The sequence below is a fragment of the Pseudoxanthomonas sp. Root65 genome, assembly GCF_001427635.1.
Taxonomy (GTDB): domain Bacteria; phylum Pseudomonadota; class Gammaproteobacteria; order Xanthomonadales; family Xanthomonadaceae; genus Pseudoxanthomonas_A.
Genome location: NZ_LMHA01000001.1, coordinates 87303 through 112548, shown reverse-complemented (window position 1 = coordinate 112548; position 25246 = coordinate 87303). Strand labels below are relative to the sequence as shown.

The window sequence follows — 25246 nt, the reverse complement described above, 5'->3', positions numbered from 1 at the left end:
ATCCGGCAGAACGTTTGATGACCCGCAAAGCCAGCAAGACCGAAGAACTGAAGTCCACCATCGAGAGCGCGTTCGAGCGCCGTGCCGAACTGACAACGTCGGAAATCGAAGGATCCACCCGCACCGCCGTCGAACTGGCCATCGAAGGTCTGGAGAGCGGCAAGCTGCGCGTGGCCGAGCCCGACGGCCAGGGCGGCTGGAAGGTCAACGAGTGGTTGAAGAAGGCGGTGCTGCTGTACTTCCGCGTCAACGAGATGGAACTGGTCGAAGCCTATCCCGCGCCGTTCTGGGACAAGGTCGAGGCCCGCTTCGGCGCCTTCGACGAGAACGACTTCCGCAAGCTCGGCGTGCGCGTCGTGCCGGGCGCCATCGCGCGCCGCGGCACGTACTTCGGCAAGGACGTGGTGCTGATGCCGAGCTTCGTCAACATCGGCGCCCATGTCGGCGAGGGCACGATGGTGGACACCTGGGCAACCGTCGGCTCGTGCGCGCAGATCGGCAAGCACTGCCACCTGTCCGGCGGCGCCGGCATCGGCGGCGTGCTGGAGCCGCTGCAGGCCAGCCCGACCATCATCGAGGACCATTGCTTCATCGGCGCCCGCTCGGAGGTCGTCGAAGGCGTGGTGGTCGGGCATCACAGCGTGATCGGCATGGGCGTATTCATCGGCCAGTCGACCCGCATCTACAACCGCGCCACGAAAGAGATCACCTACGGTTACGTACCGCCGGGCAGCGTGGTGGTGTCCGGCTCGCTGCCCGCCGCCGATGGTTCGCATTCGCTGTACTGCGCGGTGATCGTCAAGCAAGTCGACGAGAAGACACGCAGCAAGACCAGCGTCAACGAACTGCTGCGTGGATTGGCCGACTGACCTGGCGATCGCCGCATGGACGCCGGCACGCCCCTAGACCAGGCATCCCGCTATCAGCACCCACGCCAAGGCGCGGTGGGTCGTTGGGTGGCCGGCGTTGTCGGTTGCTCTGTTTGGCGGTGCTGGCGTCGCCGATTCATGGCTGCAGTCCCTATGCCTGTCCTGGCAAGCGACGTCGAAGGTGTTGCGTATCTGAACTGGTGGGTCGACGTCCAGGCACTACCTCTGCCACCAGCCGGTTATCGCTATTGGACGCGGAATGGCCGGACGCCTTTCACCATTCTCAGCTATCGTCATCGTCATTTCGGCCCTGCATTCCTCGGACCGTTGCGTGGCCTGTTTCCTTCGCCACTGCAGAGCAACTGGCGCTGGTACGTAATACGTAACGATGAGGCCGTCGATGCGATGCCCACGGTGCTATTCGCACGCAATATTATGGACAGCTTGCTCCACGTGATCGGAGCCCGGTTGTGGAGCGACGCAATGCAACCGCAGCTCGCTCACCGGATGCGTCATCGCGTCGAGGACCGCAACGTATGGACGGTAATCGACGGTGGCGCTGGCCCGGTGCCAACCTTGTCTGCCACGCTGGAGCTAGGAGCAGCGGTGATGCCGAGTCCTGCCTGGCCGGGTTGTTTCCCGTCCCATGCCGAGGCCATGCGTTTCCTTGCCTGCCAGGACGCGGCCATCGCCGTGGCGCCAGATGGAAGGGTGGCGCACACCACGATCTCGCTGCCGATAGACCTCGACGCCATCGTCCCGCTTCACGCGATCGACATCAAGTGTCCCATGGTGTCGCAGATGGGCTCCGCGCCAGCGGACGCGTTCTGTTTCCTGGTCCCGAAGGTGCCGTTCCGAGTCGTCTCGGAGCGCCTGCTGTAACATCCAAGCCCGGACTCTTTCCTGCGCTGCGATGACCACGACTCTCTACGGTTTGAAGAACTGCGACACCTGCAAGAAGGCGACGAAGTGGCTGGACCGCTTCGGTGTTGCCTACACTTTCGTCGACTACCGCGACAACCGGCAGTCGCCCGAGACGCTGAAGGACTGGGCGGCGAAGGCCGGTGGCTGGGATACGCTGATCAACAAGTCGTCGACGACCTGGCGGCAGCTGCCGGAGAACCGCAAGACGCCGGGGTCGGAAGCGGAATGGAAACTGCTGCTGAAGGAGTATCCGCAACTGATCCGCCGCCCGGTGGTGATCACCGGTGAAAGCGGGTTTTCACAGGGCTTCAGCGACAATGGCTTCAAGAAGATCTTCGGAGCCGGCGCGTGAGCGATGTCGTCGAACTGTCCTGCGAATTGGTCCGTCGCCATTCGGTGACGCCGGATGACGCCGGTTGCCAGCAGGTGCTGGCGACGCGGCTGACGCAGTGGGGCTTCCACTGCGAGCACCTGCGCTTCGGCGATACCGACAACCTGTGGGCCACGCATGGCAGCGGCTCGCCGGTGCTGGTGCTGCTCGGCCACACGGACGTGGTGCCGCCGGGTCCATTGTCGGAATGGACCAGTGATCCCTTCGTGCCGACGGTACGCGACGGCTTGCTGTACGGTCGCGGCACCGCCGACATGAAGTGCAGCGTGGCGGCGTGCACGATCGCGCTGGAACGGTTCGTCGACGCGCATCCTGACCATCCCGGCACCGTCGCGCTGCTGGTGACCTCGGACGAGGAGGGCGACGCGCACGATGGCGTGAAGAAGGTCGCGGCCCTGTTCCGCGAACGTGGCCAGACGATCGACTGGTGCATCACCGGCGAGCCGTCGTCGAAAGAGCAACTGGGCGATCTGCTGCGCGTGGGCCGGCGCGGCACGCTGACCGCCACGCTCAGCGTGCGGGGCGTGCAGGGTCACGTGGCCTATCCGCACAAGGCACTCAATCCGATCCACAAGGCGCTGCCGGCACTGGACGAACTCGCGGCGCGGCAGTGGGACGAGGGCTACGAGACGTTCCCGCCGACCAGCCTGCAGATCTCCAACATCCATTCCGGCACCGGCGCCAGCAACGTCATCCCTAGCGAATTGCAGGTGGTGTTCAACCTGCGCTTCAACCCGTCGTGGACGGCGGAGAAGCTGGAGCGGGAGATCGAGGCGGTCTTCCAGCGGCACGGCCTGGACTACAGCGTGCACTGGCATCGCGGTGGTGAGCCGTTCTACACCCCGGAAGGGCATCTGCGCGCGACGGCGCGCGCGGTGCTGGGCGAGTTCGCCGGTGCGCCGCCCGAGGAGAGCACCGCGGGGGGCACCTCCGATGCGCGCTTCATCGCACCGCTGGGCGCGGAGTGCATCGAAGTCGGGCCGGTCAACGCCAGCATCCACAAGGTCGACGAGCACGTGCGCGTGACGGACCTGGAGGCGCTGCCGGGCCTGTACCAGGCGTTGGTCGAGCGGCTGATGCTGCCGGTTCGCGGGTCCTGAGGCGCCCGCGCAGGCCGGTTCGCTTTCGGATGAAACAGTTGCCAAGCCCCGGCGCCACCGGTTACGGTCGTCCCATGCCCTGCCGCACCGCCATCAACAACAACCGCAATAACCTGCGTCCGAACAATGGGACGCGGGCGATGCGGCTCTGCGACTAGGCAAGGAAAGACCTGCCGGATACCAGAAACCCGCATCGCGAGATGCGGGTTTCTTCGTTTCGGGCTTCCGCCATCGACCCCACCAGGAGCTTCCACCCATGTGTTCCATCTTCGGCATCTTCGGGCTGCAGCCCGGCGACGACGTCCAGGCCCTGCGACGGCAGTCGCTGGAACTTTCGCAGAAGCAGCGCCACCGTGGCCCCGACTGGAGCGGCGTGTACCACGACGATGGCGCCATCCTGGTGCACGAACGCCTGGCCATCGTCGATCCGGCCGGCGGCTCGCAGCCGCTGCGCTCGGCGGACGGCGAGCTGGTGCTGGCGGTCAATGGCGAGATCTACAACCACCGCGAACTGAAGGCGGAACTGGCGCAGGACTACGCGTTCCAGACGGGCTCGGACTGCGAGGTCATCAATGCGCTCTATCGCGAGGACGAACCTGCCTCCTTCCTCAACCGCCTCAACGGCATCTTCGCCTTCGCGCTATGGGATCGGGCGAAGGGACAGGCCCTGATCGCGCGCGATCCGCTCGGCGTCTGCCCGCTGTACTGGGGACATGATCGCGAAGGCCGTCTGTGCGTGGCATCGGAGATGAAGGCGCTGGCGCCGATCTGCGCCGACGTGGCGCAGTTTCCGCCGGGCCACTATTACGACACCACCACCAGGACGCTGGTGAAGTACTACGAAAAACCGTGGCGCGACTACGCCGCGGTGGAAGGTGTGGAAGTGGCGAAGCAGGACCTGCGTGAGGCCTTCGAGCGCGCCGTGCATCGCCAGCTGATGACCGACGTGCCCTACGGCGTGCTGCTGTCCGGTGGCCTGGACTCCTCGCTGGTCGCGGCCGTCGCCGCGCGTTATGCGCGGCATCGCATCGAGGACAACGACACCACCGAAGCCTGGTGGCCGCGGCTGCACTCGTTCGCCATCGGCCTGGAGGGTTCGCCCGACCTGGCGGCGGCCGAGGTTGCGGCGAAGGCGTTGGGCACGGTGCATCACGGCTTCACCTATACCTTCCAGGAAGGGTTGGACGCGATTCCCGAAGTGATCCGGCACATCGAGACCTATGACGTCACCACCATCCGCGCCTCCACGCCGATGTACTTGCTCGCGCGCCGCATCAAGGCGATGGGTGTGAAGATGGTGCTGTCGGGCGAGGGCAGCGACGAGATCTTCGGTGGCTACCTGTACTTCCACAAGGCACCGAACGCGCGCGAATTCCACGAGGAACTGGTGCGCAAGCTGGATGCGCTCCACAACTACGACTGCCTGCGCGCCAACAAGTCGATGATGGCGTGGGGCGTGGAGCCGCGCGTGCCGTTCCTCGACGTCGAGTTCCTCGACGTGGCGATGAAGATGGATGCCCTGCACAAGATGATCGACAAGGGCGCCGCCGGTGCGCAGCGGATGGAGAAGGGCGTGCTGCGCGCGGCCTTCGACGGCTACCTGCCGGAATCGATCCTGTGGCGGCAGAAGGAGCAGTTCAGCGACGGCGTCGGTTATGGCTGGATCGACGGGCTGAAGGCCCATGCCGAGGCGCAGGTCAGCGACCGCGAACTGGCGGCGGCCGACAAGCGTTTCCCGGTCAACCCGCCGCAGACCAAGGAGGCGTACTTCTACCGCACGCTGTTCGAGCAGCACTATCCGGGGCAGGCCTGCGCGGAGACGGTGCCGGGCGGCAAGTCCATCGCCTGCTCGTCGCCGGCGGCGATCGCCTGGGACGCCAGCTTCGCGAAGATGGCGGATCCGTCTGGGCGTGCTGTCGCGGGCGTGCATGCATCTGCGCTGGAGGCGACGGTGACATGATGCCGTCCGATGTGGTGCGTGAATGGGTACGCCTGTTCAACGCGGCCGATGTCGACGGTCTGGTGGCGCTCTATGCGGAGGATGCGGTCAACCATCAGGTAGTCGCCGATCCGCTACGCGGGCGCGAGGCGATCGCGAGCCTGTTCCGCACCGAATTCGCACGAGCGACGATGGTGTGCGAGGTGGAGCAGATCCTCGAGGACGGCGAGTGGGCCATCCTCGAGTGGCGCGATCCGCTCGGCCTGCGTGGCTGTGGGTTCTTCCACGTGCGCGACGGACGCATCGTGTTCCAGCGCGGCTACTTCGACCAGCTGAGCTTCTTCCGCCAGCAAGGGCTGGCGGTGCCGGACCATTATCTCGGCTGAGTAGTGGCGGGCCGCAGCGTCAGCGTGTGCCGTGCATCGCCTGGCAGGAACGGCGTCGGCCTTCCATGCACCCAGTCGTCATGGCCGGCGCCCCAGAACGGCGACATCGGGTGGCCGCTCTGGCCACCCGGCATGTGGATGATGCCGTCGGCTTCGTGCCCGGGCGACACCACCATGCGTTCCGAGGCGCCGAACGCCGGACCCTGCACGCGCGGCATCGCGCCATCGCCCGCCAGTGGTTCGCCCGGCATGCACAGCTTCGGTTTGAGGACGGCGGGCAGGGCGTTGGCCAGCGGATGGCAGATCTTCGCGGTATTGCGCTCACCCCAGCGACGCTCGTTGAGCGGGCCTTGCCCGGCCAGGTCGTCGCGCACTTCCTTTGCCGCATCTTCCAGCAATGCGTCCCAGGTCTCGTAGCGGCGCGACAGCAGATGCGGCGGACGCTGTTCCAGCAGCGGCCACACGACGCCTTCCAGCTGCGGCAGGTCGGGCATGACGAAGTCCTTGCCCTGCGCCGCCTGTGCGGGCGCGGTCAGGCCGTCGGCGATGCGCGCGTGCACGGCCAGGCGCCAGGCACGCACCAGGCGATAGCTCACCGAATCGACACTGGCGACGCCTTCCCAGGTCTTGCCGGCCTCGGCGAGCGCCTTGATCGATGCGTTGGCGGGCTGCCGTTTCGCTTCGTCCTGCAGCAGACGCCACCAGCGTTCGAGAAACAGCGCACGGTCATCGAGCTGGACGGCAAGCAGGTCCTTCTCGGTGAACTGCTCCTTCGCCAGCAGGCCGTCACGGATCTGCTTCGCGCGCGCGCCCAGCGCATAGCCGCCATCGCCGACGCGTGCGAGCGCCGCACCGTCCAGCACGCGGGCGTTCGCCGTCCACAGGCGATGGTTGGCCGGCGAGGTGAGCACCGGCGAGAGCTGGCTGGAAATCACCCAGGGTGTGCAACCGCCGGGCGGCTGCGGCGCCGCATCGTCTGCAGGTGCGGACGGCGCCAGTTCCAGCGTATGGGGGCACGAGGCGGCGCGCGATGGCAGCGGGCCGAGGATGCGCCAGGCGATGCGGCCGTTGTGGTCGGCGATCACCAGGTTCTGCGCCGGCGTGGCCGTTCGTTGGGCCACCGACAGCGCGGCAGAGAGATCGCCGGCGGAGGCGAAATCCGACAGGCCGAAGTTCAGCGCGCCCGGCTGGTGCGCCACCCAGCGCAGCGCCAGTGCAGGCTGTTTATCACGCGCCGGGTGGATGATGGGTCCGTAGCGGGTGTCCTGCACATCCAGCGTCACCGGGTCCGCGCCGGCGACACGGATCGTTTCCGTATGGTGTTCGACGGCATCGCAGGTTTCGCTCGTGTCGTTCTTGCCGCAGGGCTTCACCGGATACCAGTCCGCGGTGTCCGCATAGCTGTTGGTGAAGCCCCACGCCAGGTGGCCGTTGCTGCCCACGATAATCGCCGGCAGGCCGGGCAGGCTGAAGCCGGAGACATCGACCTTGCCGCCGGGCGCGTGCGGGTCCGGGTAACGCAGGCGCACGCGGAACCAGATGTTGGGCGCGCGCAGGCCCAGGTGCATGTCGTCGGCGACGATGGCCCGGCCATCCGCCGTCAGTGCGCCGGCCACCGCCCAGTTGTTGCTGCCCGGGGTGCCCTTGTCGGCCAGGCGCTGGTGCGTGTCGCTCTTCGGCATGGGCAGCGTGCGCAGGTCGACCTGGTTGGCGGTCGGCAAGGCGGCGTTGCCGCGCGGCTCGCCCTGCAGGGGCGCATCCCATTCGGTGCCGTCGTGGGCCAGCAGCGCGTACAGCGCTGGCGGCACCTGGCGACGGATCTTCCACAGGCCGAGCTCGCGTACGTTGTCGGCGTCCTGCAGGTCGAAGTACATGGCGTAGCCGGCCAGTGCGGAGTCGGCGACCTCCCACGGACGCGGCGATTGCCGCAGCAGCAGGTACGGCCAGGGGCGGGTCTTCAGCGCACCCAGCCCGTCGTTGACGCCGTTGGCGTAAGCCTGCAGCTGCGGCATGCGGTCGCCGGCGAATCCGTCGAGCGACGCCATCGCGCGTGCGCGCATGCGGTGCATCCGGCGCGCCTTGTCCATGCCCACCGCCACGGAGCCGAACAGCTCGGACAGCTCGCCGGCGGAGCTGCGCCGCATCAGGTCCATCTCGAAATAGCGTTCCTGTGCGTGCACGAAGCCGAGCGCGCGCACCGCATCGGTTTCGCTGGCCGCATCGATGGTCACCACGCCGAGCGCATCGCGCTGGACGGTGACCGGTGCGGACAGGCCCGGCAGCGGCTGCTCGCCGTCCAGGGCCGCCAGGCTGCCCCGCATCGACCACCATGCCACCAGCAATGCCACGACAACCAGGGCCAACAGCAGCAGCGCGATGCGCCGGGTCCACTTCAGCATTGCGGGATCCTTGCGGTGAGGTGCGTGGCGGGTGGCCGGATTATTCCACGGAAGCCATGACCGTCACTGCCGCGCCGCAACGACGAACGAGACTGATTCCGATTCGGTCACGCCGCGATCCGTTCGGGCATCCTGTGCGCCTCGCCACCGGAGCCCACCCCATGAAAGGCCATCCCGACGTCGTCGACTACCTCAAGTTCCTGCTGCGCGGCGAACTGGCCGCCCGCGACCAGTATTTCATCCATTCGCGCCGCTACGAGGACCAGGGACTGATGGCCCTGTTCCACCGCATCGACCACGAGATGCAGGAAGAAACCCAGCATGCCGACGCGCTGCTGCGCCGCATCCTGTTCCTGGAAGGCGACCCGGACATGCGCCCGGAGGCGTTCGTGGCGGGGAAGACGGTCGAGGAGATGCTGCAGCGGGACCTCGAGGTCGAGTACGCGGTGCGGGCCAACCTGGCCAACGGCGTCGGCATCTGCGAACAGCATGGCGACTATGTCAGCCGCGAGATCCTGCTGGCGCAGCTGAAGGACACCGAGGAAGACCATGCGCACTGGCTGGAACAGCAGCTGGGGCTGATCAAGCGCCTGGGTATCGAGCTTTATCTGACCTCGAAGCTCGACGGCAAACCTGCCGCCGAATAACCGCTTCCCGTAGAGACGAGCTTGTCCGGCTCCGCTATCTGTTCACGCGGGGACAGGACCGAAAAGCAGCGGAGCGAACTCCGCTCTACGAACGGTGGAGACGATACACCGCGGTCTCCAGCGCGCTCAGGCCTTCTTCGCGGAAGCGCGGCTCCTGGTCGAGGATGTCGCGACGCTCCAGCAGCGTGTGCTGCCATGGCGCCGCGAACAGCGCATCGACGTCCGGTGCTTCCACCGAGAACGGCGGCCCGGCCTTCTCGGCCTGCGGATACTCCAGCGTGATCAGCACTCCCTGGCAGCCGGTCGGCAGGCCCGCATAGACGGTGTCGCGATAGCGCAGCCGTAGGTCGGGTGGCAAGGCGATCAGGGCGGCGCGGTCGTAGACGCCGGCCACGTCCGCCAGCAGGGTCTTGTCCAGGCCGAACGCGTCGCCGAGGATGATCTCGATGGGTCCGGCGCTGAAATGTTCGCCGTAGCGACTGGTCGTCCGCACGGGGTCGAGGCCGGCCTCATCGAAGAACTGTGCCACTGCCAGCGGCGACAGCTCCACGCCCAGCACGCGATGCCCCTGCGCGGCCAGCCAGTGCATGTCGAGCGACTTGCCGCACAGCGGCACCAGCACGCGCGAGGCTTCCGGCAGCTGCAGCGATGGCCAGTGCTTCTGCAGCAGCGGCATTACGTCATGGCGATGGAAGCCGATCTGGCCTTCCTGCCATTTCTGCAACCAGAAACCGGCGTCCATCAGCGCTCACTCCGCAAGAAAAAGAAGGGTGAAACCCAGGCGTAGAGTCGAGCTTGCTCGACTCCGGCAGTCCATGATGCCGTGCGATGCGGCGGAGCAACCTCCGCTCTACGGCTTCTTGTGGCAAGCCGGTGGCGAAAACGCTGCGCTGAACGTGCGCCTTGCACGTCCCGTTACTGCACCTGCGGTCCATCCACCTTCTGCCGCGCCCCCTGGAAAGCAGGTCGTGGCGATGACGAACGCGCCGCAGCGCGCCCAACCGGTGAACTATTGGATGTCGAGTCCATCCACCTTCTGCCGCGCCCCCTGGGAAGCAGGCGGTGGCGATGATGAACGCGCCGCAGCGCGCCCGGTCGGCGAACTACTGGACCTCCAGTCCATCCACCTTCTGCCACCCCCGCGGCAACAGTCCACCCCGCGTCGCCCGCGCACCGACATACGCATCCAGGTCCTTGAACGACAGGCTCATCGTGCGCTGGCCGCTCTTGACCAGCAGCGTGGCGCCGGGCGACACGGCGGCGATGGCGACGACATGCTCGGTGCCGAGCTTGGCCTTGGGGATCTCGATGATCTTGTTGCCTTTGCCCTTGTCCAGTTCCGGCAGTTCGCTGACCGGGAAGGCCAGCAGATGACCGGCACTGGTGACCGCGACGATGCGGTCAGTGTCCGTATTCGGTACCGCCGCCGGCTGCAGCACGTTCGCGCCCGCGGTCAGGTTGAGCATGGCCTTGCCCGCTTTCTGGCGGCCGGTGAGGTTCTCGAAACGGGTCACGAAGCCGTACCCGTGCGAGGACGCCAGCACGAAGCGGCTGTCGTTGTCGCCACTGGCCAACGCCTGGAACGACGCGCCTGCCGCCGGCGAGAAGCGGCCGGTCAGCGGTTCGCCATTGCCGCGCGCCGAGGGCAGCGTGTGCACGGCGGTGGAATAGCTGCGGCCTTCCGAATCGAGGAAGGCCACCTGCTGCGTGCTGCGCGAGCGCACCGCCCCCAGCAGCCCGTCGCCATCGCGATACGACAGGGTGGAGGCATCCACGTCATGGCCCTTGGCCGCGCGGATCCAGCCTTTCGCCGACAGCACCACGGTCATCGGTTCGCTGGCGACCAGTTCGGTTTCGTCCAGCGCCTGCGCGGCGTCGCGCTGCACCAGCGGCGACAGGCGGGCGTCGCCGAACTTCTTCGCGTCGGCCGCCAGTTCGTCCTTGATCAGTTTCTTCAGCTTGGCCTTCGAGTCCAGGATGCCGGCGATCTTCTCGCGCTCGGCCAGCAGTTCGTCCTGCTCGCCGCGGATCTTCATTTCCTCCAGGCGGGCGAGCTGTTTCAGCTTGGTGTCGAGGATGTAGTCGGCCTGTTCCTCGCTCAGCTGGAAGCGGGCGATCAGTGCGGCCTTCGGTTCGTCCTCGGTGCGGATGATGCGGATGACTTCATCCAGGTTGAGGAACGCGACCAGCAGGCCTTCCAACAGGTGCAGCCGGCGATCGACCTTGTCCAGCCGATGTTTCAGGCGGCGGGTGACGGTATCGCTGCGGAACGCCAGCCACTCGGTCAGCAGCATCTTCAGGTTCTTGACCTGAGGACGGCCATCCAGCCCGATGATGTTGAGGTTGACCCGGTAACTCTTCTCCAGGTCGGTGGTGGCGAACAGGTGGCCCATCAGCTGTTCGGCATCCACGCGGTTGGAGCGCGGGATCAGCACCACGCGCACCGGATTGGCGTGGTCGGATTCGTCGCGGATGTCCTCCAGCCACGGCAGCTTCTTGGCGCGCATCTGCGCGGCGATCTGCTCGATCACCTTCGACGGCGACACCTGGTAGGGCAGGGCGTCGATGACGATGTTGGCGTTGTCCTTACGCCAGGTGGCGCGCGCACGGACGCTGCCATGCCCCGTTTCGTACATCGTGCGCAGGTCGGACGCCGCGGTGATGATCTCGGCGGTGGTCGGATAGTCGGGGCCGCGCACGTGTTCGCACAGGTCGGCGACGGTGGCGTCCGGATCGTCGATCAGGCGGATGCAGGCGCTGACGATCTCGTTGAGGTTGTGCGGCGGGACGTCGGTCGCCATGCCCACGGCGATGCCCGTGGTGCCGTTGAGCAGCAGGTGCGGCAGGCGCGCCGGCAGCCAGGTCGGCTCCTCAAGCGTGCCGTCGAAGTTGGGCGTCCAGTCCACCGTGCCCTGGCCCAGTTCGCCCAGCAGCACTTCGGCGATGGGCGTGAGCTTGGATTCGGTGTAGCGCATGGCCGCGAACGACTTGGGGTCGTCCGGCGAACCGAAGTTGCCCTGGCCTTCGATCAGCGGATAGCGGTACGAGAACGGCTGCGCCATCAACACCAGCGCTTCGTAGCAGGCGCTGTCGCCGTGCGGGTGGTATTTGCCGATGACGTCGCCGACGGTGCGCGCGGACTTCTTCGGCTTGGCGCTGGCGTTCAGGCCGAGCTCGCTCATCGAATACACGATGCGCCGCTGCACCGGCTTCAGTCCGTCGCCGATGAAGGGCAGTGCGCGGTCCAGCACCACATACATCGAATAGTCGAGGTAGGCGCGCTCGGCGTACTCGCGCAGCGGGATCTGTTCGAAACCGTGGAAGGTGGGGCGGATCGTTTCGGTCATTGCGGGCGCACGGTCTACGGGTCGGAAAACCCGCCCATTCTACCCGTCGGCCCGTCTCAGCCGCCGATACTCGGCAGCAGCGGCCCGTCCAGCCACAGCCAGCGCGCCAGCCAGGCGGTGGTGAGTGCGATGGCGACAGTCAGCGGCACGCCGACCCGGAGGAAATCGCCGAAGGTGTAGCGCCCGGGGTTGAGGATCAACAGGTTGCCGTGATGGCCGATGGGGGTCAGGAACGAGGCCACCGCGCCCATCGCCGTGCAGACGACGAAGGGCACCGGGTTCAGGTCCAGCCCGGTGGCCAGCGCCAGGGCGATGGGGGCGAGCAACACCGTGGTGGCGGCGTCGGACAGGATCTGGGTGAGCAGCGCGGCGGTGGCGAACATCACCAGCAGCAACACCAGCGGCGACCAGTGCGATGCATGGTTCAACAGCAGGTCGGCCACCAGGGCCGCGGTACCGGTCTTCTCCATGGCGATGCCCAGCGGGATCACGCCGCCGATCATCACGAAGATGCGCACGTCGATCTCCTGGTAGGCGCGTTCGATGTCCACGCAGCGCGTCAGCACCATGGCCACCGCGCCGGCGAGGAAGGCGATGTGCGGCGCCAGCGTCTCGGTCGCGGCCGCCGCCACTGCCGCGGCCATGATCGCCAGCGCGAGCGGTGCGCGCCGCCGTGGCTTTTCCTGGCCGCCGAACGGCATCAGCATGAGGAAACCGTGATGGGTCGCCAGCGGTTCCAGATTCTGCTGTTGGCCCCAAAGCACCAGCAGATCCCCTTCCTGCAGCGCTGTTTCCGACAGCTCACCGTGCAGCCAGCCTTCGCGGCGCCACAGGCCGACCACCACCACGCCGAGGTTCCGCAGGAAGTCGATGTCGGACACGCTGCGGCCGATGAACTCGGAGTGTGGCGCGACCACCGCCTGCACCAGTTGTTCCTCGCCGAGCGTCTCGCTCTTGCCGTCCTCCCGCTTCTCGCCGTACTTGGCCACCGCGTGCAGGGCCAGGCCGGGCTCGTTGCGGATGGAGGCGATCTCGTCCGGCGACGCGCGCACCAGCAGCACATCGCTGGCGGCCAGCGTGCTGTCGAGGCGCTGGTTGCGGCGGCGCATGCCGTGGCGAAGCCAGTCCACCACCTGCAGCCGGTCGTCGAACGTCTTCTCGAAGTCGCCGCGCGACTTGCCGATCCACGGCGAAGCCTCTTCCACCAGCAGCTCAGTGTAGTAACGGTCCAGCTTCAGGTAATCGCCCTGCGGCGTTTCGCCTTCGCGCTTGGGCACCAGCCAGCGCCCCAGCAGCATGTACACGGTGCCCAGCACCACCAGTGCGATGCCGATGGGCGTCACGGCGAAGATATCGAGTGCGGGCAGGCCGGCGCGCTTGATCAGGTCGTTCGACAACAGGAAGGCGGGCGCACTGAAGAGGGTCAGCGTGGTGCCCAGCGAGGCGGCCAGCGACATCGGCATCAGCAGGCGCGACGCGGCCAGCTTCTGCTCGCGCGCGATGCGCATCAGGATGGGCAGCATCATCGCGGTGACCATGACGTGGTGCGAGAACGCAGCCAATGCCGCCGTCGCCGGCATGACCACGGCGATGGTGCGCCATTCGCTACCGCCCGCCGCGCGTCCGATGCCGGCGCCGATCCGCTCGGTGATACCGGTGGCGGACAAGCCGGCCGACAGCACGAACACGGCGGCGACAATGATCGCCGGCTCGCTGGCGAAGCCGGACAACGCCTCCTTCGGCCCCAAGATGCCGGTCAGCGACAGCGCCAGCAGGCAGAGCAGGGCCACCAGGTCGACACGGAGCTTCTCGCTGATGAACAGCCCCAGCGTGATCGCCAGGATGATCAGGAAGAGGATCTGTTGGAACTCCATGCGCGCCCCGTGTCGAGAAGTACCGTGTTGCCCGTGCGCAACAGCCTACTGCGGCCGTGTGCAGTGATGTGTGAGGCGCCCCGACACGGCGTGCTGGTGCCGGAAAACGAAAAACCCCCGCTTTCGCGAGGGTCTTCGTTGTGCGTGGTGCCCAGGAGAGGACTCGAACCTCCACGGTTTTACCCGCTAGTACCTGAAACTAGTGCGTCTACCAATTCCGCCACCTGGGCAGGTAAGCGAGGCGCGCATTTTGTGGGGAGCGCCGGGGATTGTCAACGGTTCCTTCGCCGGGCGCGGTTCAGACGGGGTGTACCATCGGCGCATGACCAAGAAGACCCCACGCAGCGGCGGCAAGACGCCCGCAGGAAAAGAAAGCGCATCGGCCGGCAAGGCCTCCACCCGCACGCCAGGCAAGCCGGCCAAGCCCAAGAAGGCCCTGCCGCCCTGGATGCCGGAGCAGCCCGCCTCGCCGGGCCGGCGGCCCGGCGGCCCGCCCCAGCGCGGCGGCGGCCGCACGTCACCGCCACGCACGGGCGGTCGCTTCGTCGATCCGCATGCGCAGCGCGAAGCGCAGCGCTACGAGCAGCCGATCGCCAGCCGCGAAGCCATCCTCGGCTTCCTCGAAGCCGCCGAGGGCCCGCAGACGGCGGAGGAGATCGCCGGTCCGCTGGGGCTGGACGCGCCCGACCGCTTCGACGCGCTGACCAAGCGCTTGGGCGCGATGGTCCGCGACGGCCAACTGGTGCAGAACCGCCGCGGCGGCTTCGCACCGGTGCAGCAGACCGACCTGATCGCCGGCACGGTGATCGCCAATCCCGACGGCTTCGGCTTCCTGCGCCCGGACACGGGCGGTGGCGACGACCTGTTCCTGCCGCCCTACGAGATGCGCAAGGTCATGCATGGCGACCGCGCACTGGCCAATGTCACCGGCATCGATCGTCGCGGCCGCCGCGAGGGCAGCATCGCGCGCGTGCTGGAGCGCGGCGTCACCCGCCTGATCGGCCGGTTCGGCTTCGAAGTCGGCATCGCCTACGTGGCACCGGACGACAAGCGCATCCAGCGCAACGTGCAGATACCGCAGGACGCCACCGGCGGCGCACGCGATGGCCAGCTCGTGGTGGTCGAACTGACCCAGGCCCCGGATGCCCGCCGTCCGCCGATCGGCAAGGTCATCGCGGTGCTGGGCGACAGACTGACCCCGTCGCTGGTGGTCGAGGCCGCGATCCACGGCCACAACCTGCCGCACGAGTTCCCGCAGGAGGTGCTGGACGAAGCCACGGCGGTGCCGCTGGTGGTCGAGCCGGCGATGGTCGGCAACCGCGTCGACCTGCGCGCGATGCCGCTGGTGACCATCGACGGCGCCGACGCGAAGGACTTCGACGATGCGGTGTATTGCGAGAGCAATCGCCAGGGCCTGCGCATGAAGAACCGCAGTGGCTACCGCCTGGTGGTGGCCATCGCCGACGTGTCGCACTACGTCCGCCCCGGCACGCCGCTGGACGACGAAGCGCAGAAGCGCGCGACGTCGGTGTATTTCCCCGGGTTCGTGGTGCCCATGCTGCCGGAGACGCTGTCCAACGGCATCTGTTCGTTGAATCCGAACGTCGACCGCATGTGTTTCGTCTGCGACATGCAGGTCAACAGCGAGGGCGAAGTCACCCAGTCGAAGTTCTACGAGGCGGTGATGCGCTCGCACGCCCGCCTGACCTACGACCAGGTGTGGAAGGCCGTGGGCGAGAACGACGCCGAGTCGCGCGCATCGATCGGTGCGCTGCTGCCGCACGTCGAGCGCCTGCACGAGCTGTACGGCCTGCTGGCCAAGGCGCGCGAGAAGCGGGGTGCGATCGAGTTCGAGACCTCCGAAGTCCGCTTCGAGCTCGACAACCGGGGCGAAGTCACCCAGGCCGGCATGCTGCAGCGTAACGACGCGCACAAGCTGATCGAGGAATGCATGATCGCGGCCAACGTCGAGGCGGCGCGCTACCTGCTGGGCGCGCATGTGCCGGCGCCGTATCGCGTGCACGACCGTCCGCCGGAGTCGAAGTATGCCGACCTGCTGGAGTTCCTGAAGGAGTTCAAGCTGAGCCTGCCGGCCTGGTCGAAGGTGCAGCCGCGCGATTTCACCCAGTTGCTGAAGAAGATCCGCGAGCGTCCCGATGTCGCGCTGCTGGAGTCCGTGGTGCTGCGCAGCCAGAGCCTGGCGGTGTATTCGCCGGACAATGCGGGCCACTTCGGCCTGGCGCTGGACGCTTACGCGCACTTCACTTCGCCGATCCGCCGCTATCCGGACCTGCTGGTGCACCGCGCCATCAAGTACGCGCTGACCAAGGGCAAGCCGGAGAAATTCCTGTACTCCGGGCATGAGATGGCGGCGCTGTCGCTGCAGTGTTCCGAGCGCGCGCGTCGTGCCGACGAGGCCGAGCGCGAGGTCGACGAACGCTACCGTGCGGCATGGATGGAGCAGCATGTCGGCGGGCAGTTCGATGGCGTCATCAGCGGCGTCACCAGCTTCGGCCTGTTCGTGGAGCTGGACCAGTCCAAGGTCAACGGACTGGTGCACGTGACCCAGTTGCCGCAGGACTACTACCACTTCGATCCGCTGCGCAAGATGCTGTCCGGCGAACGCCGTGGCCTGACGTTCCGGCTGGGCGACCGCGTGCGCATCATCGTGCTGAAGGCCAGCCTGGAAGATCGCAAGATCGACTTCCGCTTGGTCGACGACAAGGGCAGGGACAGCGGGCCGCCGCCTTCCTCGCCGCGCGGCCAGCCGGCCAAGCGGCCGAAGCGGAAGTACTGATTTAATGCCGTCATCCCGGCGAAAGCCGGGACCCAGCGACTTGCGTGCGGTTGCACTGATATCCGCATGCGGGCGGCTGGGTGTTTGGAGCTGAAGGCACTGGGTCCCGGCCTGCGCCGGGATGACGGACAAGAGCGATGCCGTCGTCCCAGCGCAAGCTGGGACCCATCTTGATTTTCTTGAGCACATCGCCCCAGCGGGGAAGAGAAGAGCACGATCAAGATCAACGTGGATCCCGGCTTTCACCGGGATGACGAACAGGATCGTGGTGTTTCCCCTTGATTGACCCGGAGTGCCTATGCCCCCCGACATCCACACCGGCGGCTGCCAATGCGGCGCGGTCCGCTTCCGCATCACCGGCGAGCTGAGGGACGCGTCGATCTGCCATTGCCGGATGTGCCAGAAGGCGTTCGGGGCGTACTACGCGCCGCTGGTCTCCACGCGTGGCGCGCTGCTGGAATGGACGCGCGGTGAGCCGAAGCGGTTCCGGTCGTCCAACGTGGTGCGGCGCGGCTTCTGCGGCGACTGCGGCACGCCGCTGACCTACGAGGCGCCCGACGGCGTGGCGGTGGCGGCCGGTGCCTTCGACGACCCGTCCGGGCTTGCGCCATGGGTCCAGTACGGCGTGGAAGGCAAGCTGCCGTACGTGGACACGCTGCCGGCCTTGCCGCAGCGGCGCACCGAGCAGGACGAAGCCGCGGCGGCCTTTCTCGCTGATGTCGTCTCCTGCCAGCATCCAGACCACGACACCGCGGTCTGGCCGCCACGCTGAGCAACCGGTCGGTGCGATAATGCCGGCCTTTCCAACGCGGCCGTACAGCGCATGAGCAAGCAGAACCAGTGGATCGTCGGCGTCAACGCGGTCGCCTCGGCCGTCGAGAACGACGCCGACAACGTGCGCGAGATCTTGGTCGAAGGCGGCAGCAAGAACGCGCGCCTGACCGAGATCGAGGAGAACGCACGCCGCAAGGGCATCGACGTGCGTCGCGTCACCGGGCAGGCGCTGGATGGCGTGGCCGGTTCGCTTCGCCACCAGGGCGTGGCCGCGCGCTATGCCGCTGCGCCGACCTGGGACGAGAACGAACTGCAGGGCCTGGTGGAAGCCGCCGAAGGCAAGGCGCTGCTTCTGGTGCTCGATGGCGTGCAGGACCCGCACAACCTTGGCGCCTGCCTGCGCAGCGCGGCCGCCGCCGGCGTCACCGCGGTGATCATTCCCAAGGACAAGTCGGTCGGCGTCAACGCCACCGTGCGCAAGACCTCGGCCGGTGCCGCCGACCGCATCCCGGTGGTGCAGGTCACCAACCTGTCGCGCTGCCTGCGCGACCTGCAGCAGCTCGGCGTGTGGATCTATGGCCTGGCCGGTGAGGCCACGGCGTCGCTGTACGCCACCGACCTGCGCGGCAACGTGGCGCTGGCGCTGGGCGGCGAAGCCGACGGCCTGCGCCGCCTGACCCGCGAACACTGCGACGGGCTGGTGAAGATTCCCATGCCCGGCGACATCGAAAGCCTCAACGTGTCGGTCGCGGCCGGCATCACGCTGTTCGAGGCCGTCCGTCAGCGTCAGTAAGCAGGGAACTCCGCATGAGCAAGGAACGCTGCACGATCTTCCGCCGCCTGGTCGCCCTGTCACTGGTGGCGTGGTCGTTCTCCGCCATGGCGCAGGGCGAGGCGCGTGTCCGTGCGCGCGACCTCGGTGTCGCGCCCGGCATCTTCACGCCCGGCGCGCACAACGCCATCACCGATGTCGCCGGTGTACGCGTCGGCCAGGTGACCCTGAAGGAAGGCGATACCGTGCGCACCGGCGTCACCGCCATCCTGCCGCACGCGGGCAACGTCTATCGCTCGCGTGTGCCGGCCGCGGTGCATGTGGGCAACGGTTTCGGCAAGTTCATTGGCAGTACCCAGGTCAACGAACTGGGCGAGCTGGAAACGCCCATCCTGCTGACCTGCACGCTGTGCGTGTGGAAGGCCGCCGATGCGATGGCGGACTGGCTGCTGGCGCAGCCGGACATGCAGCAGGTGCGCTCGCTCAATGTGGTGGTGGGCGAAACCAACGACGGTGGACTCAACGACATCCGCGCACGCCCCATCACCGCCGAGGCCGTGCGCCGCGCGCTGGCATCCGCGACGGGCGGCGCCGTGCAGGAGGGCAGCATAGGCGCGGGCACCGGCACGGTGGCGTTTGGCTGGAAGGGCGGCATCGGCACCTCGTCGCGCACGCTGCCTGCATCGCTGGGTGGCTGGACGGTGGGCGTGCTGGTGCAGAGCAACTTCGGCGGCGTGCTGCAGGTCTCGGGCGCGCCGGTCGGACGCGAGCTGGACCGGTATGCGTTCCAGAACGCCGTCGCCGCGCAGGCCGAGGGTCGCCGTGGCGCAGCGGACGATCGTGGCGATGGCTCGATCATCATCGTCATCGCCACCGATGCGCCGTTGGGCGACCGCAACCTGCGTCGCGTGGCCTCCCGCGCCATGATGGGCCTGGGGCGCACCGGCAGTTCCGCCTCCAACGGCAGCGGCGACTACGTGCTCGCGTTCTCCACCGCGGAATCGGTGCGGCGTGCCTTCGATGCGCCACGGGTGCAGACCGCCGAACTCGCCAACGAGCAGATGAGCGCGGTGTTCCAGGCCAGCGTCGAGGCGGTGGAAGAGGCGATCTACAACTCGATCTTCATGGCCACCACGGTCAGTGGCAATGGCGAGACCGTCGAGGCCATTCCGCTGGATCGCGTGCGCGACATCCTGCAACGGCACGGCATCGCACCGCCGACGAAGTGATCCTCCGGAGTCAGTGCACGACGTTGCGGATGAAGCGCAACGGCGTGGCGCCGTCGTTGCGGTAGGCGTAGTCGCGGTCACTCGGGAACACGAAGAAATCGCCTGCGGCGACGACGTGGTCGCCGCCCGGCAGTTCGACCACCAGATCGCCTTCGATGACGAAGAACATCTCGTGCCACCCGGCCGGGTCCGCCGCCGACGTGTAGCGGTCGCCCGGCATCAGCGTCCACGCCCACAATTCCACGTCGTGGGTGGCCGGCGCGGTGGCCAGCAGCACGCCCTGCGAGCCCGGCGTGCGTCCGCTCCAGGCCAGCGCCTGGATGCGGTCCAGGCCCGGCGCGCTGGGCGGTTTCACCAGGTCCGCGAACGTCACCTTGAGCGCTTCGGCGATGCGGTCCAGCGTGTTGAGGCTGACGTTGGCATCGCCGGATTCGATGCCGACCAGCATGCGGCGGCTGACCGCCGAGGCTTCCGCCAACGCCTGCTGGCTGAGGCCGGCGTCGGTGCGCAGGCGGCGGACGTTGTCGGCGACGTGTTCCAGCACGCTCATCGGCAGGGGTTGCGCAACATATTGCACATCCGGTAGGCTTCGGTCTGCGCAATATAGTGCGCAGGCTCCCACATCCTCAAGCGCAGGCCCCGCAGCGTCTGCTGGTACCGTCGCCATGCCGTCTTCCCACGTCCACGCCGCCGTCCGCTGGCAGCCCATTGCACTGCTGCTCGTCGCCATGCTGTCGATCCAGGCCGGCGCCTCGATGGCGAAGAGCCTGTTCCCGGCGGTCGGCGCGACCGGCGCCACCGCGCTGCGACTGGCACTGGCCACGCTGATCCTGGTGGCGGTGTTCCGGCCATGGCGCACGCGCGTCAGCCGCGCGCAATGGCCGCTGTTGCTGCTTTACGGCGCCTCGCTGGGACTGATGAACCTGCTGTTCTACAAGGCGCTGGAAACCGTGCCGCTGGGCATCGCCGTGGCGCTGGAGTTCACCGGTCCGCTGGCGGTGGCGTTGTTCGGTTCGCGCCACCTGCGTGACGTGGTCTGGGTGGCGCTGGCGGTCATGGGGCTGGTGCTGCTGGTGCCGGAGCAGGGAGCCCGAAACGTGGATCTCGTGGGTGCGGCCTATGCGCTCGGCGCGGGTGCGTGCTGGGCGATGTACATCGTGTTCGGCCAGAGGGCCGGCAACGCGCATGGACCGCAGACGGTCGCGATCGGCAGCTGCATCGCCGCGGCGGTGGCGGTGCCGTTCGGTGTGGCGCACGCCGGCGCTGCGTTGCTGGCGCCCGCGCTGCTGCCGGTCGCGCTGGCGGTGGCGCTGCTGTCCACCGCGATTCCCTACAGCCTGGAAATGGTGGCGCTGACGAAGATGCCCACCCGCACCTTCGGCATGCTGATGAGCCTGGAGCCGGCCATCGCCGCCGTGTGCGGCCTGCTGTTCCTGCACGAACGCCTCTCGCCGCTGCAGTGGCTGGCCATCGCCGCCATCATCATTGCATCCGCCGGTGCGGCGATGACCTCGCGCCCGCCCGTGCAGACGGCGGCCAACGGTGAAGCGTAGTCAGGCGAGCAAGGCCTGGTAGGTCGCCAGGTCGTCGCCGGAGAAACAGCAGAAAATCACGTCCGGCGGTCCGGGCGCTGCAGACAAGGTCGCGCGCACCGTGTCGATCGCGAGACGCGAGGCAGCGTCCGGGGGATAACCGAAGATGCCGGTGCTGATGCACGGAAACGCAATGCTGCGCAGGCCGTGCTTCTCCGCCAGCGCCAGGCTGTTGCGATAGCACGCGGCGAGCAGTTCCGGCTCGCCCTGGTCACCGCCACGCCAGACCGGGCCGACGGTGTGGATCACATGGCGTGCCAGCAGGCGATACCCTTTCGTGATCTTCGCTTCGCCGGTCTTGCAGCCGCCGAGCAGTCGGCATTCGTGCACCAGGTCCGGGCCGGCCGCGCGATGGATCGCGCCGTCCACGCCACCGCCACCCAGCAGCGAACTGTTCGCCGCGTTGACGATGGCGTCGACGTCGAGCGTGGTGATGTCGGCCCGTATAGCAGTCAATCGCATGACGCCGTCCTGATGCAGGATGTCAGCCCAGCGGCTTCGGCCACATGTTCACGATGTTGCAGAACAGGCGCGCGGTCTGTTCGGCGTCGTAGACGGCCGAATGCGCGTCGTCGGCGTTCCAGTCGAAGCCGGCCGCCTGTACCGCACGCGCGAGCACGGTCTGGCCGTAGGCCACGCCGGCCAGCGTCACCGTGTCGAACACGCTGAAGGGATGGAACGGATTGCGCTTGTGCGCCACGCGGTTGACCGCCGCGTTGAGGAAGTTGAGATCGAAGTGCGCGTTGTGCCCGACCAGGATGGCGCGCTGGCAACCGTGCTTCTTCACGGCCGCGCGCACCGCGGCGAACACATGGTCCAGCGCGTCCTTCTCATGCTTGGCGAAGCGGAACGGGTGGTCCAGGTCGATGCCGGTGACTTCCAGCGATTTCGGGTCGATCTCGGTGCCCGGCGCCGGGTGCAGGTGCACGCTGGAGGTGGTGCCGCAGACCAGCAGGCCGTTCTCGTCCAAGTCCAGCGGCACCGCGGCCAGTTCCAGCAGTGCGTGCCGGTTCCAGTCGAAGCCGCCCGTTTCCACGTCCACCACCACGGGCAGATAGCCGCGGAAGCGTTGGGCCATCGGGGTGATGCGGACGGGTTCGGCGGTGCTTTCCATGCGGGAAAGGGTAGCAGGTCCCCGCGACCCGACCCCGACTGGAGGTGGAATCATGTTTGTGGGAGCGACGTAAGTCGCGATGGGCAGACGCGGTAAGGCGGTCGCGACTTACGTCGCTCCCCCAGGGGTAAAGGACACTCGGCGGGTACCGAGCAGGGTGCCTTCCTCGCGCATGCGCGTCAGCATGGCGGCGCCCTGATCCACGAAGGCGGACAGAGTCTCCACGCCGGCTTCCGCCGCCAGCAGCCGTAGTGCAACGTCACCGCTGCGGCCGCCTTCGCCCAGCACTTCGATCAGGCGGTAAACGAGCGGCGAGATGGACGCGAAGCGCACCTGATGCGCTGCGTCGCGACGCACCAGCAGCAGGGTGGACTCGTCGGGCGGGACGTCGGGACGGAAACCCGGACCGATGCGGTGCACCGGCCACTGGTAGGCCAGCGCCCAGGCGAAGGGCGATACCACCGGTTCGCCCGTGAGCAGGTCGCCGTCCGGGTCATGCGGTGGCACGGTGTCGTCGGCGATCTGCAGCGCCAGTTCCACCCATTCGTAATGCGCCAGTTCGCGCAGCCAGGGCGGAAGGTCGTCGTCCCGGCGGGATTCAAGATAGCGGATGAACTCGCGTGCGATTTCCGGGAAAAGCGGCGTCTGGCTGCGGTGCCCGGCATAGAACTCCCGCACAAGGGCGCGCCACGCGTCGTCTCCCAATGTCTTGCGGATCACCGGAAAGTTGCCCGCGAGCAGGCCTTCGATGTTGTTGAAGAACAGGTCGCGGTAGATCGCCAGCCGCCGTTCCTCGACACCGGTCGGCGGCGGGTGCGACGACGGATCGCGCAGGTGGCGCGCCAGGGCGAACTGCTGGTCGCGCAGCGTGTCAGCCACGCGCGGCCTGCGCTGCGGCATCTGCGTGGTGCACCGCCTGCAGCTGGCGGATGCGCTGCAGTTCGGCGCACAGGTCGGCCAGGGGCGGGAAGTTGAAGTCGCGCTCCAGCAGCGTGGGGCGCACGCCATGCGTGGCATAAGCCTGCGACAGCAGCGACCACACATCATCCTTCACCGGCGCGCCATGCGTATCGACCTTCAGGTCGTCGGCTTCGTCGTAATGGCCGGCGACATGGTACGACGCGATCCGTGCCGACGGCATGCGGGCCAGGAAGGCGCGTGCATCGTAGCCATGGTTGATCGCGTTGACGAAGATGTTGTTGACGTCCAGCAGCAGGTCGCAGTCCGCTTCCTCCAGCACGGCGGTGACGAAGTCGGCTTCGTCCATGGCCTGGTACGGGGCGGCGTAGTAGGAGACGTTCTCCACGGCGATCCGCCGGCCCAGGGCGTCCTGTGCATGGCGGATGCGTGCGGCGACATGGTGCACGGCGTCCTCGGTGAACGGGATGGGCATCAGGTCGTACAGATGGCCATCGTCGGCGCAGTAGCTCAGGTGTTCGCTGTAGAGCGACACATCGTACTGGTCGAGGAAGCGTCGGGTGCGGGCGAGGAAGGTGTCGTCCAGCGGCGCCACGCCGCCCAGCGACAGCGACAGCCCATGGCAGGTGAGCGGATGACGCGAAGACAGCGTCTGCAGGGCCTCGCCATAGCGGCCGCCCACGCCGATCCAGTTGTCCGGTGCGCATTCGAGGAAGTCGAAGGCGCCCGCGGGCGCGTCCAGCAGCTCCTCCAGCAGGGCGCGGCGCAGGCCCAGGCCGGCGGTGGAGGGCAGAAGGGCAGTCTTCATGCGGAGGCGGGCGCGGGTCCCGGCGCGGTGCCGGGACCCGCGCAAGGACTCACTTGGTTTCGCCAGCCTTCTTGGCGCCGCCGCACTTGCCCTCGCCACACTTGCCTTCACCGCACTTGCCCTCGGCGCCCTTGGTGCCGGCGTGGGCCTTGTGCTCGGCGGCGTCGATGAAGCCGTCCTTGTTGGTGTCGATCTCGGCGAATTTCGCCGCCTTGTCGGGATGGGCGGCGGTGAACTCGGCCTGCGAGACCTTGCCGTCCTTGTCGGTGTCGGCCTTGGCCATGCCGCACTTGCCTTCGCCGCACTTGCCCTCACCGGCCTTGGCGGTTTCGCCGGCGGCCAGCAGGTAGCCCTGCGCCAGCGGCTCCATCGCGAACGCGGAACCGGTCAGGGCGAGGCCGCCGGCCAGGGCGATGGCGACCGCGGTGGGCTTGTTGGTCTTGGACATCGTCATGCTCTCCAGTGAGGTGCGGCGGGGGCCGCACGGGAAGTGGCGACAGTGTAGACGCAGTCCGTTAGCCGGCCGTATGCAGGCCCCCAAACGCCCGCGCCCCGCGTGGAAGCGGGGCGCGGGGAGTGTTGCAGTGCGGAAGAAGCCCCGCGTCAGACCACGCCGGTAGTGCTGGTCTCGTCTCGCTTGTCGCGCGGCGGCAACGGCTGTTCGCCATGCACCAGGAACCAGATGTTCTCGGCGATGTTGGTGGCGTGGTCGCCGATACGCTCCAGGTTCTTGGCCATGAACAGCAGGTGCGTGCAGGGCGTGATGTTGCGCGGGTCTTCCATCATGTAGGTCAGCAGCTCACGGAACAGCGCGGTGTAGTGCGCGTCCAGTTCGGCATCGCGCTCGCGCACCTGCACGGCCTGTTCGGCATCGCCGTTCTGGTAGGCGACCAGCACGTCGCGCACCTGGCGCGCCGCCAGCTTGCCCAGCGCCCGCAGACCGGTGATCTGCGGCATCGGCGGCGAGACGTTGAGGGCGATCGAACGCTTGGCGACGTTGGCCGCGTAGTCGCCGATGCGCTCGATGTCGGCCGGAATGCGCAGCCCGGCGAGGATCTCGCGCAGGTCGCGCGCCAACGGACCGCGCAGCGCCAGGTGCATCACGTCATGGCTGACCTGGTGCTCGATGGCGTCGATCGCTTCGTCGTTGGCGATGATGCGCTGGGCGGCCTTGTCGTCGCGGCGCTCCACCACGTCCAGCGCGGCTTCCAACTGCGCCACGGCGGTCTCGCCCATGCGCACGATCTCCGCCACGATGCGGCGCTGTTCTTCGTCGTAGCTCTTCACGATATGGTCGTTCGGTTGGGTGTTCATGGGGAGGCCGTGATTAGTGATTAGGGATTGGTGATTCGTGATGGGATGAACC

23 protein-coding genes and 1 tRNA gene are annotated in these 25246 nt (G+C 67.5%); 12 read left to right on the top strand and 12 right to left on the bottom strand.

Annotation, left to right across the window (positions count from 1 at the left end):
• Nucleotides 1-17 precede the first annotated feature (17 nt).
• The 6 genes from dapD to ASD77_RS00415 all read left to right on the top strand — a co-directional run bounded on the left by dapD (nt 18) and on the right by ASD77_RS00415 (nt 5609).
• Nucleotides 18-869: a 2,3,4,5-tetrahydropyridine-2,6-dicarboxylate N-succinyltransferase gene (dapD, locus tag ASD77_RS00440; RefSeq protein ID WP_055935781.1), complete on the top strand. Its 852-nt coding sequence runs from the start codon at nt 18-20 to the stop codon at nt 867-869.
• Between the two features lie 153 nt (nt 870-1022).
• Nucleotides 1023-1751 (top strand): DUF2071 domain-containing protein, encoded by a 729-nt coding sequence (locus ASD77_RS00435; RefSeq protein WP_235578440.1) that lies wholly within the window; start codon nt 1023-1025, stop codon nt 1749-1751.
• A gap of 31 nt (nt 1752-1782) precedes the next feature.
• A complete protein-coding gene (locus ASD77_RS00430) occupies nt 1783-2145 on the top strand; it encodes an arsenate reductase (protein ID WP_055935775.1) in 363 nt (120 codons plus the stop codon).
• Nucleotides 2142-3284, top strand: a complete 1143-nt coding sequence (gene dapE, locus ASD77_RS00425) for a succinyl-diaminopimelate desuccinylase (protein ID WP_055935771.1) — start codon at nt 2142-2144, stop codon at nt 3282-3284. The genes ASD77_RS00430 and dapE overlap by 4 nt, the downstream gene beginning before the upstream one ends.
• A gap of 256 nt (nt 3285-3540) precedes the next feature.
• The gene (asnB, locus tag ASD77_RS00420; protein WP_055935768.1) at nt 3541-5244 is read left to right on the top strand and encodes an asparagine synthase B; all 1704 of its coding nucleotides are present in this window, start codon (nt 3541-3543) and stop codon (nt 5242-5244) included.
• Entirely contained in the window at nt 5241-5609 is a 369-nt protein-coding gene (locus ASD77_RS00415; protein ID WP_055935765.1) for a nuclear transport factor 2 family protein, read from the top strand. Before asnB ends, ASD77_RS00415 begins: the two co-directional genes overlap by 4 nt.
• On the opposite strand, the gene ASD77_RS00410 is transcribed toward ASD77_RS00415, so the two are convergent.
• On the bottom strand, nt 5597-8008 hold the full coding sequence (locus ASD77_RS00410; RefSeq protein WP_055935762.1) for a penicillin acylase family protein: 2412 nt from the start codon (nt 8006-8008) through the stop codon (nt 5597-5599). The genes ASD77_RS00415 and ASD77_RS00410 overlap by 13 nt on opposite strands.
• Before the next feature lie 161 nt (nt 8009-8169).
• On the opposite strand from ASD77_RS00410, the gene bfr reads away from it, so the two are divergent.
• Nucleotides 8170-8655, top strand: a complete 486-nt coding sequence (bfr, locus tag ASD77_RS00405; RefSeq protein WP_055935759.1) for a bacterioferritin — start codon at nt 8170-8172, stop codon at nt 8653-8655.
• A gap of 85 nt (nt 8656-8740) precedes the next feature.
• Here bfr and ASD77_RS00400 read toward each other — a convergent pair whose 3' ends face one another.
• The 4 genes from ASD77_RS00400 to ASD77_RS00385 form a co-directional block, all read right to left on the bottom strand.
• The gene (locus ASD77_RS00400) at nt 8741-9397 is read right to left on the bottom strand and encodes a thiopurine S-methyltransferase (RefSeq protein WP_055935756.1); all 657 of its coding nucleotides are present in this window, start codon (nt 9395-9397) and stop codon (nt 8741-8743) included.
• Nucleotides 9398-9758: 361 nt separating this feature from the next.
• On the bottom strand, nt 9759-12002 hold the full coding sequence (parC, locus tag ASD77_RS00395) for a DNA topoisomerase IV subunit A (RefSeq protein ID WP_055935753.1): 2244 nt from the start codon (nt 12000-12002) through the stop codon (nt 9759-9761).
• A gap of 56 nt (nt 12003-12058) precedes the next feature.
• Nucleotides 12059-13876, bottom strand: coding sequence for an SLC13 family permease (locus ASD77_RS00390; protein ID WP_055935751.1), 1818 nt, complete (start codon nt 13874-13876; stop codon nt 12059-12061).
• 145 nt (nt 13877-14021) lie between these two features.
• Nucleotides 14022-14106, bottom strand: a tRNA-Leu gene (locus ASD77_RS00385).
• A 92-nt stretch (nt 14107-14198) separates the two neighbouring features.
• On the opposite strand from ASD77_RS00385, the gene rnr reads away from it, so the two are divergent.
• From rnr to ASD77_RS00365, 4 genes are all read left to right on the top strand, one after another.
• Entirely contained in the window at nt 14199-16673 is a 2475-nt protein-coding gene (gene rnr, locus ASD77_RS00380) for a ribonuclease R (protein WP_055935748.1), read from the top strand.
• 292 nt (nt 16674-16965) lie between these two features.
• Nucleotides 16966-17445 carry a GFA family protein gene (locus tag ASD77_RS00375; protein ID WP_200947344.1) on the top strand — a complete coding sequence of 160 codons (480 nt, stop codon included), beginning with the start codon at nt 16966-16968 and terminating at the stop codon, nt 17443-17445.
• A gap of 51 nt (nt 17446-17496) precedes the next feature.
• Entirely contained in the window at nt 17497-18240 is a 744-nt protein-coding gene (rlmB, locus tag ASD77_RS00370; protein WP_055935742.1) for a 23S rRNA (guanosine(2251)-2'-O)-methyltransferase RlmB, read from the top strand.
• 14 nt (nt 18241-18254) lie between these two features.
• On the top strand, nt 18255-19448 hold the full coding sequence (locus tag ASD77_RS00365; protein WP_200947343.1) for a P1 family peptidase: 1194 nt from the start codon (nt 18255-18257) through the stop codon (nt 19446-19448).
• A 10-nt stretch (nt 19449-19458) separates the two neighbouring features.
• Here ASD77_RS00365 and ASD77_RS00360 read toward each other — a convergent pair whose 3' ends face one another.
• Nucleotides 19459-19998: an XRE family transcriptional regulator gene (locus ASD77_RS00360; RefSeq protein ID WP_055935739.1), complete on the bottom strand. Its 540-nt coding sequence runs from the start codon at nt 19996-19998 to the stop codon at nt 19459-19461.
• Nucleotides 19999-20113: 115 nt separating this feature from the next.
• Here ASD77_RS00360 and rhtA point away from each other — a divergent pair, with 115 nt between their 5' ends.
• Nucleotides 20114-21001 carry a threonine/homoserine exporter RhtA gene (gene rhtA, locus ASD77_RS00355; RefSeq protein ID WP_055935737.1) on the top strand — a complete coding sequence of 296 codons (888 nt, stop codon included), beginning with the start codon at nt 20114-20116 and terminating at the stop codon, nt 20999-21001.
• On the opposite strand, the gene ASD77_RS00350 is transcribed toward rhtA, so the two are convergent.
• The 6 genes from ASD77_RS00350 to phoU form a co-directional block, all read right to left on the bottom strand.
• Complete coding sequence (locus ASD77_RS00350) at nt 21002-21502, bottom strand: O-acetyl-ADP-ribose deacetylase (RefSeq protein WP_055935734.1); 501 nt, start codon at nt 21500-21502, stop codon at nt 21002-21004.
• Nucleotides 21503-21524: 22 nt separating this feature from the next.
• Complete coding sequence (gene rnt, locus ASD77_RS00345; protein ID WP_055935732.1) at nt 21525-22154, bottom strand: ribonuclease T; 630 nt, start codon at nt 22152-22154, stop codon at nt 21525-21527.
• A gap of 108 nt (nt 22155-22262) precedes the next feature.
• A complete protein-coding gene (locus ASD77_RS00340; RefSeq protein WP_055940769.1) occupies nt 22263-23033 on the bottom strand; it encodes a putative DNA-binding domain-containing protein in 771 nt (256 codons plus the stop codon).
• Complete coding sequence (locus ASD77_RS00335) at nt 23026-23880, bottom strand: DUF692 domain-containing protein (RefSeq protein WP_055935729.1); 855 nt, start codon at nt 23878-23880, stop codon at nt 23026-23028. Before ASD77_RS00335 ends, ASD77_RS00340 begins: the two co-directional genes overlap by 8 nt.
• 49 nt (nt 23881-23929) lie before the next feature.
• Nucleotides 23930-24328: a hypothetical protein gene (locus tag ASD77_RS00330; protein WP_082563209.1), complete on the bottom strand. Its 399-nt coding sequence runs from the start codon at nt 24326-24328 to the stop codon at nt 23930-23932.
• 155 nt (nt 24329-24483) lie between these two features.
• Complete coding sequence (gene phoU, locus ASD77_RS00325; RefSeq protein WP_055935724.1) at nt 24484-25194, bottom strand: phosphate signaling complex protein PhoU; 711 nt, start codon at nt 25192-25194, stop codon at nt 24484-24486.
• Nucleotides 25195-25246: the final 52 nt, after the last annotated feature.